The 18,397-nt window shown below is 63.1% G+C and carries 17 protein-coding genes; 11 read left to right on the forward strand and 6 right to left on the reverse strand.

From position 1 onward, the window contains the following. Window positions 1-247 precede the first annotated feature (247 nt). Entirely contained in the window at window positions 248-1,705 is a 1,458-nt protein-coding gene (locus tag ACF8RA_RS07530; RefSeq protein ID WP_176683132.1) for an AhpA/YtjB family protein, read from the reverse strand. 134 nt (window positions 1,706-1,839) lie between these two features. Here ACF8RA_RS07530 and serB point away from each other — a divergent pair, with 134 nt between their 5' ends. Beyond that, the gene (serB, locus tag ACF8RA_RS07535) at window positions 1,840-3,054 is read left to right on the forward strand and encodes a phosphoserine phosphatase SerB (protein WP_176683133.1); all 1,215 of its coding nucleotides are present in this window, start codon (window positions 1,840-1,842) and stop codon (window positions 3,052-3,054) included. Window positions 3,055-3,130: 76 nt separating this feature from the next. Here the strand turns inward: serB and asd are convergent, their stop codons facing one another. From asd to ACF8RA_RS07550, 3 genes are read right to left on the reverse strand one after another with little or no spacing between them, the layout of a single operon-like run. Beyond that, window positions 3,131-3,994 carry an archaetidylserine decarboxylase gene (asd, locus tag ACF8RA_RS07540; protein ID WP_025340835.1) on the reverse strand — a complete coding sequence of 288 codons (864 nt, stop codon included), beginning with the start codon at window positions 3,992-3,994 and terminating at the stop codon, window positions 3,131-3,133. A gap of 9 nt (window positions 3,995-4,003) precedes the next feature. Continuing rightward, window positions 4,004-4,813, reverse strand: a complete 810-nt coding sequence (locus ACF8RA_RS07545) for a rhodanese-like domain-containing protein (RefSeq protein WP_176683135.1) — start codon at window positions 4,811-4,813, stop codon at window positions 4,004-4,006. A gap of 44 nt (window positions 4,814-4,857) precedes the next feature. Beyond that, on the reverse strand, window positions 4,858-6,393 hold the full coding sequence (locus ACF8RA_RS07550; RefSeq protein ID WP_176683136.1) for an HDOD domain-containing protein: 1,536 nt from the start codon (window positions 6,391-6,393) through the stop codon (window positions 4,858-4,860). A 130-nt stretch (window positions 6,394-6,523) separates the two neighbouring features. Between ACF8RA_RS07550 and motA the strand changes: the two genes are divergently transcribed. Together motA and motB are read left to right on the forward strand one after the other, a co-directional pair. Next, complete coding sequence (gene motA / locus ACF8RA_RS07555) at window positions 6,524-7,375, forward strand: flagellar motor stator protein MotA (RefSeq protein WP_176683137.1); 852 nt, start codon at window positions 6,524-6,526, stop codon at window positions 7,373-7,375. Window positions 7,376-7,378: 3 nt separating this feature from the next. Continuing rightward, window positions 7,379-8,410 carry a flagellar motor protein MotB gene (motB, locus tag ACF8RA_RS07560; RefSeq protein WP_176683138.1) on the forward strand — a complete coding sequence of 344 codons (1,032 nt, stop codon included), beginning with the start codon at window positions 7,379-7,381 and terminating at the stop codon, window positions 8,408-8,410. A 307-nt stretch (window positions 8,411-8,717) separates the two neighbouring features. Here motB and rsgA read toward each other — a convergent pair whose 3' ends face one another. Next, window positions 8,718-9,749, reverse strand: coding sequence for a small ribosomal subunit biogenesis GTPase RsgA (gene rsgA / locus ACF8RA_RS07565; protein ID WP_392518994.1), 1,032 nt, complete (start codon window positions 9,747-9,749; stop codon window positions 8,718-8,720). Window positions 9,750-9,900: 151 nt separating this feature from the next. Here rsgA and orn point away from each other — a divergent pair, with 151 nt between their 5' ends. Then, a complete protein-coding gene (gene orn, locus ACF8RA_RS07570; RefSeq protein ID WP_176683140.1) occupies window positions 9,901-10,443 on the forward strand; it encodes an oligoribonuclease in 543 nt (180 codons plus the stop codon). Between the two features lie 91 nt (window positions 10,444-10,534). Next, window positions 10,535-11,146 (forward strand): trimeric intracellular cation channel family protein, encoded by a 612-nt coding sequence (locus tag ACF8RA_RS07575; protein ID WP_003249516.1) that lies wholly within the window; start codon window positions 10,535-10,537, stop codon window positions 11,144-11,146. A 131-nt stretch (window positions 11,147-11,277) separates the two neighbouring features. On the opposite strand, the gene queG is transcribed toward ACF8RA_RS07575, so the two are convergent. Beyond that, window positions 11,278-12,342 (reverse strand): tRNA epoxyqueuosine(34) reductase QueG, encoded by a 1,065-nt coding sequence (queG, locus tag ACF8RA_RS07580; protein ID WP_209963120.1) that lies wholly within the window; start codon window positions 12,340-12,342, stop codon window positions 11,278-11,280. A gap of 65 nt (window positions 12,343-12,407) precedes the next feature. Here queG and ACF8RA_RS07585 point away from each other — a divergent pair, with 65 nt between their 5' ends. The 6 genes from ACF8RA_RS07585 to hfq all read left to right on the forward strand — a co-directional run bounded on the left by ACF8RA_RS07585 (window position 12,408) and on the right by hfq (window position 18,397). Continuing rightward, window positions 12,408-13,268, forward strand: a complete 861-nt coding sequence (locus tag ACF8RA_RS07585) for an NAD(P)H-hydrate dehydratase (RefSeq protein WP_176683142.1) — start codon at window positions 12,408-12,410, stop codon at window positions 13,266-13,268. Then, window positions 13,256-13,729 (forward strand): tRNA (adenosine(37)-N6)-threonylcarbamoyltransferase complex ATPase subunit type 1 TsaE, encoded by a 474-nt coding sequence (gene tsaE, locus ACF8RA_RS07590; RefSeq protein WP_003249523.1) that lies wholly within the window; start codon window positions 13,256-13,258, stop codon window positions 13,727-13,729. Before ACF8RA_RS07585 ends, tsaE begins: the two co-directional genes overlap by 13 nt. An 11-nt stretch (window positions 13,730-13,740) precedes the next feature. Beyond that, window positions 13,741-15,171, forward strand: coding sequence for an N-acetylmuramoyl-L-alanine amidase (locus tag ACF8RA_RS07595; protein ID WP_176683143.1), 1,431 nt, complete (start codon window positions 13,741-13,743; stop codon window positions 15,169-15,171). Continuing rightward, window positions 15,171-17,069, forward strand: coding sequence for a DNA mismatch repair endonuclease MutL (gene mutL, locus ACF8RA_RS07600; RefSeq protein WP_084851629.1), 1,899 nt, complete (start codon window positions 15,171-15,173; stop codon window positions 17,067-17,069). The genes ACF8RA_RS07595 and mutL overlap by 1 nt, the downstream gene beginning before the upstream one ends. Window position 17,070: 1 nt before the next feature. Next, window positions 17,071-18,042: a tRNA (adenosine(37)-N6)-dimethylallyltransferase MiaA gene (gene miaA, locus ACF8RA_RS07605; RefSeq protein ID WP_176683144.1), complete on the forward strand. Its 972-nt coding sequence runs from the start codon at window positions 17,071-17,073 to the stop codon at window positions 18,040-18,042. A gap of 94 nt (window positions 18,043-18,136) precedes the next feature. Then, window positions 18,137-18,397 carry an RNA chaperone Hfq gene (gene hfq, locus ACF8RA_RS07610; protein WP_003249532.1) on the forward strand — a complete coding sequence of 87 codons (261 nt, stop codon included), beginning with the start codon at window positions 18,137-18,139 and terminating at the stop codon, window positions 18,395-18,397.

Consider the following 18,397-nt stretch of genomic DNA (forward strand, 5'->3'; position numbering starts at 1 on the left):
CGGATCGGGGGTGGACACACATCGGGGGTTGGACACAGGCCGCCGTGTAGGAGCGGGTTTACCCGCGAAGAGGCCGGCCCTGGTGGTCAATTTCCACCCGCCGTTCACCGTTGCGGCCGCCACCGTATTCGCGGGTAAACCCGCTCCTACCGGTGTTTGTGCTACTGGCTGGATATTGCGCCAGGCAGGTGATCGCAAGGCAACCAGCCTGGCTCAAGACATGCGCTGTAGATGCAGCGTATGCCTGTCAGGCGCGGTGCTCATGCATGCGCGCCAGTTGCCGTTCCAGCATTGACGGGTAGGGCTCCATCAGGCGCTCCACACAGCACGCGCCTTCGGGGCTGGCGATCGGGCGAATACGCGCACGCTGGCGAATCAGGGCATCATCGTTGATCTGCCGCTCTACCAGCAACAGGTTGCGGCTGTGCTGCGACAGCGCCAGGGCATCCTGGACCTTCTCGGCTATCAGCAGGTCAACCAGTTCCAGCCCATGCAGGTCGTTGCCCAAGACCAGGCCTAGCTGCAGTTGCAGGGTGATGCCGCTGTCGGCTACCTCGATCTGCAAGGCGTGGCCCAAGGCGCGCAACAGTTCGCCACAGCAAATGGCGTTGGTCAGGTAGTCCTCGCCACATTCGCGGCTGTGGAACAGCACCAGGGTGCTGCCGTCGTTCAGTGTGTGGGTTTCGCCGTCATAGAGCGAAGCCGCGTGCTCCAGGCAATCGCGGTAGCGCTCGGTCAGCTCGTCCAGGCGTGTACGTGGCAGGCGGCGCAGTTGCTCCTGCGAGCCCAGCTGCACGGCAAGTACGGCGCTGTACTGCGGCTCGTCGGACTCGACCTCTGCGGCGGCCTTGGGGGCAGTGTCGTCGTCCAGCAGGCCGGCGAAGGCTGCGTCGTCATCTTCGTCTTCCAGGGCGACCTTGGTGCGCGGTACGGCCTTGGGTGCCGGGGCAGCTGCGTGCAGGTCGTCGAATTGCTCGTCGTCTTCTTCCTCGGGCTCCGGCTCTGGTGGCGGAGGCGGGGCCAGGCGTGCATGCAGCTGTCGGGCGATGTCGCCGATCTCGTCCTGGCGGTCGGTGGCCGGGGTATAGGGCTGCGGGTCGCGCAGCCATACCCGCAGCTGCAGCAGTGGCAGGGTGATGAAGCGGCCTTGACGCAAGCTGAGGGCCAAGGCCAGGGCCAGCAGGATGGCGGCCAGAATGCCCATGCTCTGCAGGCTGATCAGCATCGGCTGCTGGAACTGGCTCATGTCCAGGCTGATGCGCAGTTGCCCGGCCATCACGTCCTGGAACGTGATCTTGGTCTGGTACAGGCCTTCGGCCTCGCCCAGCAGGCTGTTGCGCGGGCGCTGGCCAGCTTCGGCGAGGATGCGGTTATCCACGCTGTAGATTGCCGCATGGGCCACCAGCGGGTTTTTCACCAGGTTGCCCAGTAGCACGTTGAGGCTGAGGATGTCGTTGGACACCAGCAGCTCGGTTGCCGATGTGGCAGTCTGGGTGGTCAGGCTCTGGCCCAGGGCATCGGCCTGCTCATGCATGGCCTGCTTGAACTGCAGGCCCATCACGCAGGCGTAGATCACCAGCGCCAGCGCCACCAGGAAAATGTTGGTGCAGGCGATGCGCAGTGCCAGCGGCACGCGACGTTGACTCAGGGCGCGATAGATCATCAGGAAGAAGTTGTCTGGTTTGACTGGCGTGGGCCGGTTCACAGAGCTCGGCTCTTAATGGCATGAAAGTGGGGGGAGTATAGCGAGCCGGGTTTTGTCGGCAAAGTATCGTTGGCGCCCGATGGTCATGGAAAATCGGTAGAATGCGCATTTTTCATCGAAGTCGGAGCCAGGTTGTGCGCGAAATCGTCCTGATCAACATCACCGGTGAGGACCGTCCCGGTCTCACTGCGGCTATCACCGGCGTCCTGCTGCAGGGCGGTGTGAGTGTCCTCGACATCGGCCTGGCGGTCATGCACGGCACCTTGTCGTTTGGCATCCTGGTCGACATCCCGGACAACGAAGTGGCTACCGCGCTGCTGCAAAGCGTGCAGGCAAAAGCCCACGAACTGAACCTGCAGGCCCGTTACACGCCGATTTCCGAGGCGGACTACCAGCACTGGGCCGATGGGCATGGCGAAGCGCGTCACATCGTTACCCTGCTCAGCCGCAAGATCACTCCCGAGCAGTTGCAGCGGGTGAGTGCGGTGATCAGCCAGTACGGCCTGACCATCGAGCGCATGGAGCGCCTGTCGGCCCGGGTGGCACTGGATACAGAAATCGACAAGGGCAAGGCAGCCGTCGAGATCTCCGTGCGTGGCGTGCCGAGCGATGCCCAGGCCCTGCGCGCCGACTTCTTTGCCCTGGCTGAAGAACTGAGTGTCGACATCGCCTTCCAGAAGGACGATCTGTTCCGCCGCAACCGCCGCCTGGCGGTGTTCGACATGGACTCCACGCTGATCGAGGCCGAAGTCATCGACGAATTGGCCAAGGCAGCGGGTGTGGGGGAGCAGGTGGCGGCGATCACCGAGCGCGCCATGCGCGGTGAACTGGACTTCCGCGCCAGCTTCAAAGAACGCATGGCTCTGCTCAAGGGCCTGGATGTGGGTGTGCTGGACGAGATCGGGGCATCGCTGCGCCTGACCGAGGGTGCCGAGAACCTGTTTGCCGAGCTCAAGCGCCTGGGATACAAGACTGCGATTCTATCCGGTGGCTTTACCTACTTCGCTCGTCAGGTACAGGCGCGCCTGGGTATCGACTATGTGTTCGCCAACGAACTTGAAGTGGTCGATGGCAAGGTGACCGGCGTGGCTGTTGAGCCGATTGTCGATGCCCAGCGCAAGGCCGAACTGTTGAAGAAGCTGGCCAGTGAGGAAGGCTTGCAACTGGAGCAGACCATCGCTGTGGGCGATGGCGCCAATGATCTGCCGATGCTGTCGCTGGCCGGGTTGGGCGTGGCGTTCCGTGCCAAGCCGCTGGTGCGCCAGTCGGCCAAGCAAGCGATTTCCACCTTGGGGCTGGATGGGGTGCTGTATCTGCTGGGCCTGCGTGACCGCGACGCCCGCGGCTGATCCGTGAATCTGGGGCCGCATGCTGGCCCCAATGAAAAAGGCCCTGCATTTGCAGGGCCTTTCCATATGGATCGAATCAAGCCTGCACGGGTGCCGCCAACTGTTGCCCCATGCGCACTGCTGAGCCAGCACCCAGGCTCTCGGCCCATTTCACCTGCTCTGGCCCGAAGAGCACGATGGCAGTCGAACCCAGCTTGAAGCGGCCTAGTTCGGCACCTTTCTCCAGGTGGATCGGGGCGCGGCTGGCTTCGTCGTAACGGAAGGTCTTCAACTCACGCTTGGGCGGCGTGACCAGCCCAGCCCATACCGTTTCGATCGAGGCGACGATCATCGCACCGACCAGTACCACGGCCATTGGCCCGCGCTCTGTATCGAACAGACACACCACGCGCTCGTTGCGGGCGAACAGTTCGGGGACATTCTCTGCGGTGGTCTGGTTGACCGAGAACAGACGGCCCGGCACGTAGACCATTTCGCGCAGGGTGCCGGCCAGCGGCATGTGCACGCGGTGGTAGTCCTTGGGCGACAGGTAGATGGTGGCAAACTCGCCGCCCATGAACGGCGCGGCCATGGCCGGGTCACCGCCCAGCAGCTCTTGCGCGCTGAAACCGTGGCCTTTGGCCTGGAAGATACGGCCGTGCTCGATCGGGCCGAGCTGGCTGACCGCACCGTCGGCCGGGCACAGGATGGCGCCCGGGGTTTCGTCCAAAGGGCGGGCGCCTGGCTTCAGGGCGCGGGTGAAGAACGCATTGAAGTGCTCGTAAGCGCTCAGGTCTTCGACCAGAGCCTCGCTCATGTTGACCTGGTAGCGCTTGGCGAACCATGCGGTGAAGGCGTTCTTGAACCAGCGCACACGGCACTCGGCGATGCAGCCGGCCAGCCGCGACAGCAGGTGGTGCGGCAGCAGGTACTGGCTGATGATGAACAGACGGGATTTCATGCAGGTTCCTTAGACTTCTACAGGCGTGTCCGGGTGGTTGCCCCATTCGCCCCACGAGCCGGCGTAGGCCTTGACGCGTGGGTAGCCGAGGGACTTGGCCACCAGGTAAGTGAAACCGGAGCGGCGGTGGGTCTGGCAGTGGGTGATCACTTCCTTGTCGGGGGTGATGCCCAGCTTCTCCAGGACTTCAGCGATGTCGTGGCGGATGCGCAGGTGGTCGTTGAAGTCCATGCCGGCGGTCCACTCGAAGTTGATCGCGCCGGGAATATGGCCGCCTTTGGCTGCCAGCACTTTTTCGCCGCTGAATTCCTGCGGGCCGCGCGCGTCCCAGATGACCAGGTCATCGGCACCCAGGCGGCTTTGCAGGTACTCGCGGGTGGCAGTGGGTGCGCTGTCGATGTGCAGACGGACCGGGGCGTTGCCACTGGCCGGCACTTGGGTGGACAGCTTGTCTGCCGGCCAGGCCTGTATACCGCCATTGAGGTAGTGGTAGCGCTTGTGGCCGATGACATCGAGCAGCCAGATGAAGCGCCCGGCCCAGCCGCCACCTTCATCGTCGTACACCACATACACGGCGTCGGCGCGATGGCCGAGTTCGCTGAACAGCTTCTCGAGCTCGCCCAGGGCCGGCAGCAGGCCGGGCGCCGGGGGCTGGCCGAGCTGGGTGCGCTTGCCTTCGACAAAGCGCGCGCCGGGGATATGCCCGCTGACATAGCGGTTGGCGCTGCTCAGGTCGACCAGGATCAGTTGCGGCGAATCCAGGCGTGGCAGCAGGTCTGCAGCTTCGATCACCAGGGGCAGGCCGGAAAAGTCGGTCATCCACGGTCTCCAGTGTGGAAAGAGGGGCGATTGTAGCGCAAGGCTCAACCCTTGCGGTTGGTAAACACCGACAAGGCCCGCTCGATGCATTGCGCGGTCTTGCCGAAGGCTTGCACGCTGATATCGGCCATCGGCCGGCAGCCCTGGTCGGCGACCAGCAGCATCAGCACCTGGTCGTTCGCAGCCAGCGAGCGAAGTAGAACATGCTCGCTGCGAAACAAAGCGCGCAGCGGGGCAGGCATCAGCGCCGAGAACTGGCTGTGGTTTTCCGGTGTGATGCGCAGCTGCCCGGCCTGACTCAGCAGCTTTTGCAGCAGCTTGTTCTGTGATACCTGCAGGGCCAGGGCCCCAGCCTCCTTGGGCAGACCGGCAATTTGCTGCACGCGCAGGTAGTCGCTGGCCTTGTCCAGGCTAAGCAGCATGATGCGTTGCATGCCGCAGGCCAGCAGGGCTTCCTGGGCCTGGGTGGCCAGGTGCACGGCGTTGGTGAACGGGCTGGGTTGGGCCAGCAGGTGCTGGCACAGCGTGCGCCAGCGCGCCAGGTCGTCGCTGCTGGGTGGAGGCGGGGCCAGCATGTCCGGGTGAGGGCGGCGTTGGTGCCACGGCCAGATCAAAGCCTCGGCCGGGTGGAACAGGGCATGCCGGGCGTGGCGGCGGGCGCTGGCAGCCGCCTGCTGGTGCACTTGCTGCTGCACGTCTTCCAGCGTGGTTTGCAGGTACAGCGCGGTCAGCAGTTGCCAGCGCAGCAGGTGCGGGTTGTCCCAGCCGACCTGTGCCGCCAGGGCCAGGTTGTTGGCCAGCAGTACGGTATTGGCCGGCTGGTTGAACCAACGTCGCAAGCCGGGCTCGGCATCCAGGCGGTGCTGTTGGCTGAGCAGGTCTTCGTCGCGGGCGATGCTCAGCACCTGGGCCAGTTGCTCGCGCTCTTCCAGCAGCAGGCGATAGCCCTGGGTGACCCACTGGGGCAGGCGCCAATACTCGGCCATGGTCTGGCACAGCGCCATGATGCGCACGCCGAACAGTTCTTCCTCGACGTGGGCGGCGTCTTCACCTTTGTGAATAACCCGCAGTTCCCAGGTGTCGAGCAGCTTGGGGTAAGCCAGTGCCAGTGGCCAGAGTGGCGACAGGAACAGCAGGCTGCCCCAGTGAATCTCTTGCCACAGCCGTGCCAGGCGGCTGGCGAACAGGCCGCTGGCCTGCTGTGCCGCATGCTGGCTGATCATCTGGAACTGGCACAGTACCGGCGGAATCTCCTCCACGGGCAGTGCCGGCAGGCGTTTGAGAAGCTGCTCGCTGCGCTCCAGGCCCAGGCGGTTGAGTGCGACTTCCAGGCTTTCGGCGGGCTCGGCGAGGCTGGCATTGGTGGGGTGATTGGCTTCGCGCATCACTGACAGCACCAGTGCCGGGCTATCCTGCATCAGTTCGGCGATATCGCGCAGCGAGCGGCGGTTATCGTGGATGGCGGCCATGACCCGGTCGTAGCTGTGCTTCGGCACGGGGATGCGAACACTCTCGAGCAGCTTTACCCAGGCCTCTAGCGTACGCGGGGCCTGAGTGGGCACCTTGGTTTCAATTGGCATTTTGACATCAGTCCGAACTGGCTTTTCGCATTGAGTGGCTATAGTCTGGCGCAGTTCTGCCGATAAGTAGAAGAAGAGTTTTAAAGCTCCCGTCTCTTCCCCTGACCACGACAGCAAGTGCTTTGAACCTATGGCTAAAATTATCGGCATCATCGTCGTATTCGCGAGCGTGCTCGGCGGCTACGTGCTCTCCCACGGCAAGATCGCAGCGCTGATCCAGCCGTTCGAAGTACTGATCATCGGCGGTGCGGCCTTCGGTGCATTCCTGCAGGCCAACCCTGGCCACATGACCATGCATGTCATCAAGAAGTCGATAAAGATGTTCGGCTCGCGCTTCAGCCATGCCTTCTACCTGGAGGTGCTGGGCCTTGTATACGAAATCCTCAACAAGAGCCGTCGCGAAGGCATGATGGCCATCGAGGCCGACATCGAGGACGCCGCTGCCAGCCCGATCTTCGCCAAGTACCCGACGGTACTGGCCGATGAGCGCATGACTGCGTTCGTCTGCGACTACCTGCGCATCATGTCCACCGGCAACATGGCCCCGCACGAGCTCGAGGGCCTGTTCGACATGGAACTGCTGAGCATGAAAGAAGAGCTGGAGCACCCGTCCCACGCGGTGACCGGCATCGCCGACGGTATGCCCGGCTTCGGTATCGTTGCGGCGGTACTGGGTATCGTGGTGACCATGGCCTCGCTGGGCGATGGCGACCAGGCGGCCATCGGCATGCACGTAGGTGCGGCGCTGGTGGGTACCTTCTTCGGTATTCTGGCGGCTTACGGTTTCTTCGGTCCTTTGGCCAAGTGCCTGGAGCACGATGCCAAGGAAGAACTGAACCTCTACGAATCGATCAAGGCTTCGCTGGTGGCCTCGGCGTCGGGCATGCCACCTTCGCTGGCGGTCGAGTTCGGGCGCAAGGTGCTGTACCCCAAGCACCGCCCAAGCTTCGCCGAACTGGAACAAGCGGTTCGCGGTCGCTGAGTCATGGAGAACAATCAGCCCATCATCGTCAAGCGCGTCAAGCGCTTTGGCGGCGGCCACCATGGTGGCGCCTGGAAAATCGCCTTTGCCGACTTCGCCACGGCGATGATGGCGTTCTTCCTGGTGCTGTGGCTGTTGTCCACGGCCACGCCTGAGCAGAAGATCGCCATTGCCGGCTACTTCCAGGACCCAATCGGTTTTTCCGAGAGTGGCACGCCTTATGTCATCGACCTGGGTGGTTCACCGGAAATGGCGCCGGACAAAACCATCAATCCGGAAGTGAAGACCGAGCCGACGCAGCAGTCCCCCACTCAGCTGAGCAAGGACCAGGTCGAGACCATGGCCGAGCAGGTCGAGCGCGAGCGTCTGGAGCTATTGCTGCAGGAACTGCAGAACAAGGTGGAAGAGAACCCGCAGCTGCAGAAGTTCAAGGACCAGATCCTGTTTGAGATTACCCAGGATGGCCTGCGTATCCAGATCATGGATGCCGAGAACCGGCCGATGTTCGACATCGGTAGCGCGCGCCTGCAGCCCTACTTCGAAGATATCCTGCTGGCCATGGCCGACACCATCAAGGCGGTGCCGAACAAGATCAGCATCAGCGGCCACACCGATGCCAAGCAGTATGCTGGCACGGGCGAGTACGGTAACTGGGAGCTGTCGGCCAACCGCGCCAACGCCGCGCGTCGTGCACTGGTGGCCGGTGGTTACCCGGACAGCCAGGTGGCGCGGGTGGTGGGTTACGCCTCGTCATCGCTGTTCGACCGCAAGGACCCGTTCAACCCGGTCAATCGCCGCATCGACATCATCGTGCTGACCAAGAAAGCCCAGCGCAACATCGAGGGTGAGCAGGGTGCGCCGCAAACACCGCCAACTGCTCCTGCAGCGCCAGCCAGTGGTGCTGCGCCAGGGGCTTCGGCGCCGGCTGCCCCAGGGGCAACTGAACAGACACCGATGCAACCGCGTGAGCTGCGCCAGAAGCTGAACATCTTTGAAGAGGGCACGCTGAAGATGGATGACGCCAAGGAGCAGTAAGCGGCCTTTTTGTGTGGGCAACTGTGCTACCCAGCACTTGAACGCTGGCGCGATCACTGCAGGAGCGGGTTTACCCGCGAAGCCTCCAGCGCGGTGAATGGCACCGGCGTTGCCGGTGTTCGCGGCTAAAGCCGCTCCTACATACGCATCGGTGATTGGGCGCAGGCCGTCGTAGGAGCGGGTTCACCCGCGAAAGGGCCGGACCTGCTGGCCAATTTCCACCCGCCGCTCACCGTTGCAGTCGCCACCGTATTCGCGGGTAAACCCGCTCCTACAAGGGATCGCGGCAACTTTCAATTCGAGCGTTTCAGTAGCTGCCTTCAGTCAGGCTGGCAATGATCGAGCGATAGCTGTTCATGCGTTGCGGCTTGATACGCCCCTCTTCCAGTGCCTTGAGCAGCGCGCAGCCCGGTTCGCGGTCATGCTTGCAGTCGCGGAAGCGGCAGGTGCCGAACAGGTCGCGGAACTCGATGAAGCCGTCTTCCACGTCGTCGCGGCTGACATGGCCAAGGCCGAACTCGCGAATGCCCGGCGAGTCGATCAGGTCGCCGCCGTTGGGGAAGTGGTACAGCCGGGCCGTGGTGGTGGTGTGGGTACCCTGGCCAGACCATTCCGACAGGTCGCCGACGCGGGTGCCGGCGTCCGGCAGCAGGCTGTTGACCAGCGACGACTTACCTACCCCTGACTGGCCGACGAACACACTGATGTGGCCGTCGAGTAGCTGCTGCAGGCGCTGCATGCCGTCGCCCTGGTGTGCCGATACTTCCAGTAGCGGGTAACCCAGTTCGCGGTAGACCTCCAGCAACGCATGCAGGCCGGGGCCGTTCTCGTCGTTGATCAGGTCGGCCTTGTTCAGCAGCAGCAGCGGCCGCAGGCCGGCGTGTTCGGCCGCTACCAGATAGCGGTCGATCAGGTTCGGGTGTGGTTCCGGCGCCGGGGCGAACACGATCACGATCAGGTCGACGTTGGCAGCTACGGGCTTGAGCTGGCCATGGTTGTTCGGCCGGCACAGCTCGGTGCTGCGCGGCATCTGCGCCACGATCACGCCAATGCCCTGATTGCCCGCACGCCATACCACGCGGTCGCCGGTGACCAGTGCTGGCAGGTTGGCACGCAAGTGACAGCGGAACACCTGGCCCGCGGTTTCGCCGTCCTGGGCTTCCACTTCTACCTGTACGCCGAAGTGTGCGATCACCAGGCCAAGCTGCTCCGGCCCCAGGTCACCACCCTCCAGTTCCTGCAGTGCATGCTGCTCGCGTTTGGCCGCGCGAGCGGCGCGCTCACCCTGGATTTTTTCGATCCGCCAGTTCTGGCGGCGATTGAGCTGGCGTTTGGCCATGAAGGTACCGTAAGAGAGGCCCGGCGTGGGCATTGAAAACGGCAGGCAGTTTAGCACGCCAGCCGTTGGACTATTCCGCCCAGCTTTATGCCGTGAATGGGCGTGCCTTGGCCACTAGGCTAATATGACCGCCTATATGAGGAGCCCCTGCATGCAAAACCCACAGAACCTGATCTGGATCGACCTGGAAATGACCGGCCTGGATCCGGACAGCGACGTTATCATCGAAATGGCCACCATCGTCACCGACAGCGAGCTGAACACCTTGGCCGAAGGGCCGGTAATCGCCATCCACCACAGTGACGAAGTGCTGGCGCGCATGGACGAGTGGAATACCCGCACCCATGGTGCTTCGGGGCTGACCCAGCGCGTGCGCGAGAGCAAGGTCAGCATGGCCGAAGCCGAGGCGCAGACCATCGCCTTCCTCGAGCAGTGGGTGCCTAAAGGCAAGTCGCCGATCTGCGGCAACAGCATCTGCCAGGATCGTCGTTTCCTCTACCGCCACATGCGCAACCTGGAAAACTACTTCCACTACCGCAACCTGGATGTCTCCACCCTCAAGGAATTGGCCGCGCGCTGGGCGCCGAACGTGCGTGACAGCTTCAAGAAGGGCAATACCCACCTGGCGCTGGACGATATCCGCGAATCGATCGCCGAACTGCGTCACTATCGCGAGCACTTCATCAAGCTGTGAGTCGAAACGGCGCAGATATTGTATCTGCGCCCCCTTTTGGTGCCTTGGGCAACTGGTTAGACTGCGCGCCTTTCCTGCACGGACCCGCACCATGTTGTTGATGCTCTACCTCATCGCCATTACCGCCGAAGCCATGACTGGCGCGCTGTCTGCCGGGCGTCGCGGCATGGACTGGTTTGGCGTGGTACTGATCGCCTGCGTCACTGCGCTTGGGGGCGGCTCGGTGCGTGATGTGCTGCTCGGGCACTACCCGCTGACCTGGGTGAAGCACCCGGAGTACCTGGTGCTGACCAGTTTTGCGGCGCTGCTGACCATTTTCATCGCGCCAATGATGCGCCGCCTTCGCTCGCTGTTCCTGGTGCTCGATGCCCTGGGGCTGGTGGCATTTACCCTGATTGGCTGCATGACGGCGCTGGAGATGGGGCAGGGCATGCTGGTGGCGTCGATCAGCGGGGTGATCACCGGGGTGTTTGGCGGGATCCTGCGGGATATCTTCTGCAACGATATCCCGCTGGTGTTCCGCCGAGAGCTGTATGCCAGCGTGTCATTTGCGGCGGCCTGGTTCTATCTGGGTTGCGTGTATTTCAAGGTGCCGGCGGAGCAGGCGATGTTGCTGACACTGTTTGGCGGTTTCCTGGTGCGCCTGTTGGCGATTCGCTTCCACTGGGAAATGCCCAAGTTCCACTACAACGACCAGCAATAGGCTGATGCAGCCCTGTAGGAGCGGGTTTACCCGCGAAAGGGCCGGGCCTGTCGGCCAATTTCTACCAGGCGTTCAATTTTGCCACTGCCACAGCATTCGCGGGTGAACCCGCTCCTACAAAGATTGTGTGGCTAGGAAATGTCGTGTCGGGCCAGCGCCCATTCCACATGCTCGCGCACCAGATCCGATTCATCGTCGCGCCGGGCCTTCAGCGCCTCGATCACCGGAATCGTCGACGGCGCATTGCCCAAACCTACCGCCAGGTTGCGCAAAAAACGCTCGTACCCGGCCCGCCGCAACGGCCCGCCTTCGGTCTTGCGCAGGAAGGTGCGTTCATCCCACAGGAACATCGCTGCCAGATCGGTATTTTCCAGCCCGTGCCGTGGCTGGAAATCCTGCTCCTGGCTGTGCTTGGCAAAGCGGTTCCACGGGCAGACGATCTGGCAGTCGTCGCAACCGAACACCCGGTTGCCCATCTTTGCGCGCAACTCGACAGGGATCGCGCCTCTCAGCTCGATGGTCAGGTACGAGATGCAGCGCCGGGCATCCAGCACATAAGGCCCGACGAACGCCTGTGTCGGGCAGATGTCCAGGCAGGCCTGGCAACGCCCGCAGTGTTCGCTGGTGGTGGCTTCGTCCACCGGCAGCGGCAGGTCGACGAACAGTTCGGCAAGGAAGAAATAGCTACCTGCCTTGCGGTTGAGCAACAGCGTGTTCTTGCCGATCCAGCCCAGCCCGGCCTGTTCGGCCAGGGCTTTTTCCAGTACCGGGGCGCTGTCTACAAAGGCGCGGTAGCCGAACGGGCCGATGGCTTCCTGGATGCGGTCGGCAAGAAACTGAACGCGCTTGCGCACCAGCTTGTGGTAGTCCCGGCCAAGCGCATAGCGCGACACGTAGGCCTTCTCCGGCTGGGCCAGGCGCTGTGCCATCTGCGTGTCGCCGGGCAGGTAGTCCATGCGTAGCGAGACCACGCGTACCGTGCCGGGGATCAGTTGGTCCGGGTGTGACCTTTTGCTGCCGTGGGCGCCCAGGTATTCCATTTCACCCTGATAGCCGGCGTCGAGCCAACGCTGCAGGTGGTGTTCGTGTTCGCCAAGGTCGACCCCGGCGATGCCGACATGGGCAAAACCGAGTTCCTGGCCCCACATCTTGATCGATTGGGCCAGTTGGGCGAGGTCAGGTGTGGAGGCAGGCATGGATGGGCAAGGCAATACGGGCTCAGGTGCGTATAATTCTGCCAGACATTGGAGCCTTTGACCCCATGCCGCAGACCAAACACCCCAGTAATGCCCCTCAATTGCTCAGCAGCGTGACGGTTGCCCGCCTGCCGGCACGGCATGCGCATGCCCACAAGGGCGACTTTGGCCATGTACTGGTGGTCGGTGGCGACCTTGGTACCGGAGGCGCTGTATTGCTCAGCGCTGAAGCCGCCCTGCGTTGCGGCGCCGGGCTGGTCAGCGTGGCAACCCGGCCCGAGCACGTGTCAGCCAGCCTGGCGCGCCTGCCCGAGGTCATGTGCCTGGGGGCCCGTTCGGCCAACCAGCTGATGGGCGTGCTGGAGCGCGCCTCGGTGTTGGTGGTCGGGCCCGGCCTGGGGCAGGCGGCGTGGGGCCGCAGCCTGTTGTCGGCGGTGGCCAACGCCGAGCGGCCGCAAGTGTGGGATGCCGATGCCTTGAATTTGCTGGCGCGCACCCCGCTGGCCCTGCCCAGTGGCAGCATCCTTACCCCGCACCCGGGGGAGGCGGCGCGGCTGCTGGGCATTTCCACCGAGGCGGTGCAGGCCGACCGTCCTGGCGCCGCACGCAAGCTGGCGCGCCGTTATAACAGCGTCTGTGTACTCAAAGGTGCTGGCACATTGGTGGCAGCTCCGAGCGGGCAACTGGCGGTGTGCGAGCGCGGGCACCCGGCGATGGCCGGCGCCGGTCTGGGCGATGTGCTGACTGGCGTGTTGGCGGCACTGGTGGCCCAAGGCCTGGATGCCTGGGGTGCGGGCTGTCTGGGGGTATGGTTGCACGCCTGTGCCGGCGAGCGCCTTGGGATAAAAGGTAGAGGCCTGGCGGCCAGTGATCTGGCGCCGGTCATTCGTGAGTTGTTGGAGGAGCATTCTGCGTGTCTGGCTTAAATTTGTTTCTGGCCGATGAAGAGGCCACGGTCAAATTCGGTGCAGCACTGGCCGAAGTGACCGGTGGTCGCGGTGTTATTTTCCTTGAAGGCGACCTGGGTGCGGGTAAAACTACCCTGTCGCGTGGCCTGATCCGCGGTCTGGGCCATACTGGTGCTGTGAAAAGCCCGACGTTCACCGTGGTCGAACCCTATGAAATCGGCGAGGTCCGAGCCTTTCACTTCGACCTGTATCGCCTGGTCGACCCGGAGGAGCTTGAGTTCATGGGTATTCGTGACTATTTCGAAGGCGACCCGCTGTGCTTGTTCGAATGGCCACAAAAGGGTGCGGGCGTTTTGCCAAAGCCTGACCTGACCATTACCATAAGCCCCCAAGCGAGTGGACGCTCGCTGAACCTTTCGCCGCAGGGGGCTCGCGGCGAGGCCTGGTGCGTGGCACTGGCCGAACACTATAAACAGTAAGTGGGGTAGGTATGCGCATACGCGCACTGGTCGCCATCGTTGGGCTGCTGCTGACAACGGTGACCGTTGAGGCTCTGGCCGTCACTCAAGTCAAGAGCATGCGCCTGTGGCGCGCACCGGACAACACGCGGCTGGTTTTCGACCTGTCTGGCCCCGTGCAGCACAGTGTCTTCACCCTGAGCGCGCCCGATCGCCTGGTCATCGACATCAATGGCGCAACACTGGCCGCGCCACTGAATGTGGCCACCTCCAACACGCCGATAAGCAATGTGCGTTCGGCCCAGCGTACGCCAACCGACCTTCGGGTTGTGGTCGATCTGAAAAAGTCGGTAACCCCGAAAAGCTTCACCCTGGCGCCCAATGCACAGTACGGCAACCGCTTGGTGGTCGACCTTTATGACCAGGAAGCTGACGCTATCGCGGCCAGCGCGCCGCCGCCTGCACGGGCCCCGGTGCAAACGCCTGCGACCACGCCGGCGGTGCCAGTGACGCCGGCCCAGCCGGCGATCAAGCTGCCACCGGTACCCAGTGGCAAGCGTGACATCGTGGTTGCCATCGATGCCGGGCATGGCGGCGAAGACCCTGGCGCTTCCGGCTCGCGTGGCCAGCACGAAAAAGACATCGTGTTGCAGATCGCCAAAGAACTGCAGCGTCAGATCAACAGCGAAAAAGGTTTCCGCGCAGAGCTGACCCGCACCGGTGATTACTTCATCCCACTGCGCAAGCGTACCGAAATTGCCCGCAAGAAAGGCGCCGACCTGTTCATTTCGATTCACGCCGACGCGGCTCCGTCGCGTGCAGCCTTTGGCGCTTCGGTGTTCGCCCTGTCCGATCGTGGCGCCACCTCCGAGACTGCGCGCTGGCTGGCCGACACGGAAAACCGTTCCGACCTGATCGGTGGTGCGGGTAATGTCAGCCTCGACGACAAGGACCGCATGCTCGCTGGCGTGCTGCTTGATCTGTCGATGACAGCTACGCTCAGCTCCAGCCTCAACGTGGGGCAGAAGGTATTGGGCAACATGGGGCGCGTCACCTCGTTGCACAAGCAGCGCGTGGAGCAGGCCGGCTTCATGGTGCTGAAGTCACCGGATATTCCGTCGATTCTCGTTGAAACCGGGTTCATCTCGAACAACAACGAAGCAGCCAAGCTGGCCTCGCCCAGCCACCAGCAGGCACTGGCCCGCTCGATCCGCACCGGGGTGCGCCAGTATTTCCAGCAGAACCCGCCACCTGGCACCTATATCGCTTGGCTGCGTGACACCGGCAAGATTGCCGCCGGCCCGCGTGAACACACCGTGCGCCCTGGCGAAACCCTGGCGATGCTCGCCGTGCGTTACCAGGTCAGTGTGGCCAGCCTGCGCAGCACCAACAGGCTGAAGACCGATGAACTGAAGGTTGGCCAGCGCCTCGATGTGCCCGCCACAACCTTGGCCGCGCAATAATGAGTGGCGGTTCACGAATTCAGCTGCTCAGCCCGCGGCTGGCCAACCAGATTGCTGCCGGCGAGGTTGTAGAACGGCCGGCATCCGTAGCCAAGGAACTGCTGGAAAACAGCCTGGACTCCGGTGCCCGGCGCATCGATGTCGAAGTAGAGCAGGGCGGCGTCAAGCTGCTGAAGGTGCGGGACGACGGCAGCGGCATTTCTGCCGACGACCTGCCGCTGGCGCTCGCCCGACACGCCACCAGCAAGATCCGCGAGCTGGAAGACCTTGAAGGGGTATTGAGCCTGGGCTTTCGTGGCGAGGCTTTGGCCTCGATCAGTTCGGTGGCGCGCCTGACCCTGACCTCGCGTACTGCCAGTGCCAGCGAGGCATGGCAAGTTGAAACCGAAGGCCGAGACATGACGCCGCGGGTGCAGCCGGCGGCGCACCCGGTCGGTACCTCTGTGGAAGTGCGCGACCTGTTCTTCAATACCCCGGCCCGGCGCAAGTTCCTCAAGGCCGAGAAAACCGAATTCGATCACTTGCAGGAAGTGATCCGCCGGCTGGCACTGGCCCGTTTCGATGTCGGCTTCCACCTGCGCCACAACGGCAAGAGCATCCTCAGCCTGCATGAGGCCCACGACGAAGTCGCCCGTGCGCGGCGGGTGGGTGCCATCTGTGGCCCGGGGTTCATGGAGCAGGCGCTGCCGATCGACGTCGAGCGCAACGGCCTGCGCCTTTGGGGCTGGGTCGGTTTGCCCACGTTCTCGCGCAGCCAGGCAGACCTGCAGTACTTCTTCGTCAATGGCCGGGCAGTGCGCGACAAACTGGTCGCCCATGCCGTGCGTCAGGCCTACCGGGACGTGCTGTTCAACGGCCGCCACCCCACTTTCGTGCTGTTCCTGGAGCTGGAGCCCAACGGCGTCGATGTGAACGTGCACCCTACCAAGCATGAAGTGCGATTCCGTGAAGGGCGCTCGGTGCATGACTTCCTGTATGGCACCTTGCACCGTGCCTTGGCCGACGTACGCCCGGAAGATCAGCTGGCCGCACCTGCTGCCGTGCCTGAGCTGGTGCGCCCGACTGGTCAGCAGGCCGGTGAGTTCGGGCCCCAGGGTGAAATGCGCCTGGCCTCGCCGGTGCTTGAACAGCCTCGAGCCCCACAGCAGTCATTTTCCAATGGTGGCAGTGGCGCCGGTTACCAGTATCAGTACACCCCACGCCCCTCGCAGCCGCTGCCGGCCGCAGAGGCACAGGCGGTGTATCGTGAGTTCTACAAGCCGCTGGAAACCGGTGCAGCGCCTGCGACGGCCCTGCCCGAAAGCCAGGGCGACATTCCCCCGCTAGGCTACGCGCTGGCGCAGCTCAAGGGCATCTACATCCTGGCCGAGAACGCCGTTGGCCTGGTGCTGGTGGACATGCACGCCGCCCACGAGCGGATAATGTACGAGCGCCTCAAGGTGGCCATGGCCAGCGAGGGCCTGAGCGGCCAGCCGCTGCTGGTGCCGGAAACCCTGGCCCTGAGCCAGCGTGAGGCCGACTGTGCCGAAGAGCATGCACAGTGGTTCCAGCGGCTGGGCTTCGAATTGCAGCGCCTGGGCCCCGAAACTTTGGCGATTCGCCAGATCCCGGCCTTGCTCAAGCAGGCCGAAGCCAACCGCCTGGTGCAGGACGTGCTTGCCGACCTTATGGAATACGGCACCAGTGATCGCATTCAGGCGCACCTCAACGAACTGCTCGGCACCATGGCCTGTCACGGTGCCGTACGCGCCAACCGGCGCCTGGCAATTCCCGAGATGAACGCCCTGCTGCGCGACATGGAAAACACCGAGCGCAGCGGCCAGTGCAATCATGGCCGTCCTACCTGGACCCAGATGGGCCTGGACGATCTGGACAAACTTTTCCTGCGCGGTCGATGAAATGAGCGGCAAGCCCCCTGCAATATTCCTGATGGGTCCGACGGCGGCCGGCAAGACCGACCTTGCCATCGAACTGACCACAGTGCTGCCGTGTGAGCTGATTAGCGTCGATTCGGCACTTGTCTACCGTGGCATGGATATCGGTTCGGCCAAGCCGTCGAAAGAAATACTTGCCGCCCACCCGCACCGGCTGATCGACATTCGCGACCCGGCCGAGAGCTATTCGGCCGCGCAGTTCCGTACCGACGCCCTGGAGGCCATGGCCGAGATCACCGCGCGCGGCAAGATCCCGCTGCTGGTCGGCGGCACCATGCTCTATTACAAGGCGTTGATCGATGGCTTGGCCGACATGCCAGCGGCCGATGCGGCGGTGCGCGCCGAGCTGGAGGCACAGGCTGAAGCCCTGGGCCTGGCCGAGCTGCACCGCCAGTTGGCCGAAGTTGATCCGGAGTCCGCGGCGCGTATCCACCCCAATGACCCGCAGCGGTTGATCCGGGCGTTGGAGGTATACCGGGTGAGCGGCGAGAGCATGACAGTTCATCGTCGGCGTCAATTCGCGGAAAGTCGCGGCGCAGACGCAGGCGCTGGCGGACATTTGCCCTATACTGTCGCCAGTTTGGCGATTGCTCCTACAGATCGTCACATTTTGCATCAGCGAATTGCGTTACGATTTTCGCAGATGCTGGAACAGGGCTTCGTTGACGAGGTCCGATCGCTGCGAGCCAGAAGTGACTTGCACGCCGGGCTGCCGTCTATACGGGCAGTGGGTTATCGGCAAGTGTGGGATTACCTGGATGGCAAGCTGACTGAGAATGAGATGCGTGAACGCGGTATCATTGCTACCCGGCAGCTGGCCAAGCGGCAGTTCACCTGGTTGCGTGGCTGGCCTGAAGTGCACTGGCTTGACAGCCTGGCCTGCGACAATCTGTCCCGCACCTTGAAATACCTTGGGGCCATCTCCATATTGAGCTGAGTCCCTGCTGATTGCCGTCTATTCTTGCGAAGGGGCGGCCTAATTTATCGATTTTATTGATTTTCTATTATTTATCCTTACAGGAGTGCGGCATATGTCAAAAGGGCATTCGCTACAAGACCCTTACTTGAACACCTTGAGAAAAGAAAAGGTCCCGGTATCCATTTATCTGGTCAACGGTATCAAACTGCAGGGCTCGATCGAGTCGTTCGACCAGTTCGTGGTATTGCTGAAGAACACCGTCAGCCAGATGGTCTACAAGCACGCCATCTCGACCGTAGTTCCGGCCCGTCCGGTCCGCCTGCCAAGCCCGACCGACAGCGAGCACGGCGACAGCGAGCCAGGCAACGCCTGA

The sequence above is a fragment of the Pseudomonas sp. FYR_5 genome, assembly GCF_043106315.1.
In the GTDB taxonomy this organism is placed as follows: domain Bacteria; phylum Pseudomonadota; class Gammaproteobacteria; order Pseudomonadales; family Pseudomonadaceae; genus Aquipseudomonas; species Aquipseudomonas putida_Y.

Excerpts from the sequence above, each read along its gene's own strand:
- queG (WP_209963120.1), bottom strand. The coding sequence starts at position 12,342 with ATGCCTGCCTCCACACCTGACCTCGCCCAACTGGCCCAATCGATCAAG.
- mutL (WP_084851629.1), top strand. The coding sequence starts at position 15,171 with ATGAGTGGCGGTTCACGAATTCAGCTGCTCAGCCCGCGGCTGGCCAAC.
- ACF8RA_RS07585 (WP_176683142.1), top strand. The coding sequence starts at position 12,408 with ATGCCGCAGACCAAACACCCCAGTAATGCCCCTCAATTGCTCAGCAGC.
- ACF8RA_RS07595 (WP_176683143.1), top strand. The coding sequence starts at position 13,741 with ATGCGCATACGCGCACTGGTCGCCATCGTTGGGCTGCTGCTGACAACG.
- rsgA (WP_392518994.1), bottom strand. The coding sequence starts at position 9,749 with ATGGCCAAACGCCAGCTCAATCGCCGCCAGAACTGGCGGATCGAAAAA.
- miaA (WP_176683144.1), top strand. The coding sequence starts at position 17,071 with ATGAGCGGCAAGCCCCCTGCAATATTCCTGATGGGTCCGACGGCGGCC.
- hfq (WP_003249532.1), top strand. The coding sequence starts at position 18,137 with ATGTCAAAAGGGCATTCGCTACAAGACCCTTACTTGAACACCTTGAGA.
- asd (WP_025340835.1), bottom strand. The coding sequence starts at position 3,994 with ATGAAATCCCGTCTGTTCATCATCAGCCAGTACCTGCTGCCGCACCAC.
- motB (WP_176683138.1), top strand. The coding sequence starts at position 7,379 with ATGGAGAACAATCAGCCCATCATCGTCAAGCGCGTCAAGCGCTTTGGC.
- ACF8RA_RS07545 (WP_176683135.1), bottom strand. The coding sequence starts at position 4,813 with ATGACCGACTTTTCCGGCCTGCCCCTGGTGATCGAAGCTGCAGACCTG.
- motA (WP_176683137.1), top strand. The coding sequence starts at position 6,524 with ATGGCTAAAATTATCGGCATCATCGTCGTATTCGCGAGCGTGCTCGGC.
- orn (WP_176683140.1), top strand. The coding sequence starts at position 9,901 with ATGCAAAACCCACAGAACCTGATCTGGATCGACCTGGAAATGACCGGC.
- ACF8RA_RS07550 (WP_176683136.1), bottom strand. The coding sequence starts at position 6,393 with ATGCCAATTGAAACCAAGGTGCCCACTCAGGCCCCGCGTACGCTAGAG.
- ACF8RA_RS07575 (WP_003249516.1), top strand. The coding sequence starts at position 10,535 with ATGTTGTTGATGCTCTACCTCATCGCCATTACCGCCGAAGCCATGACT.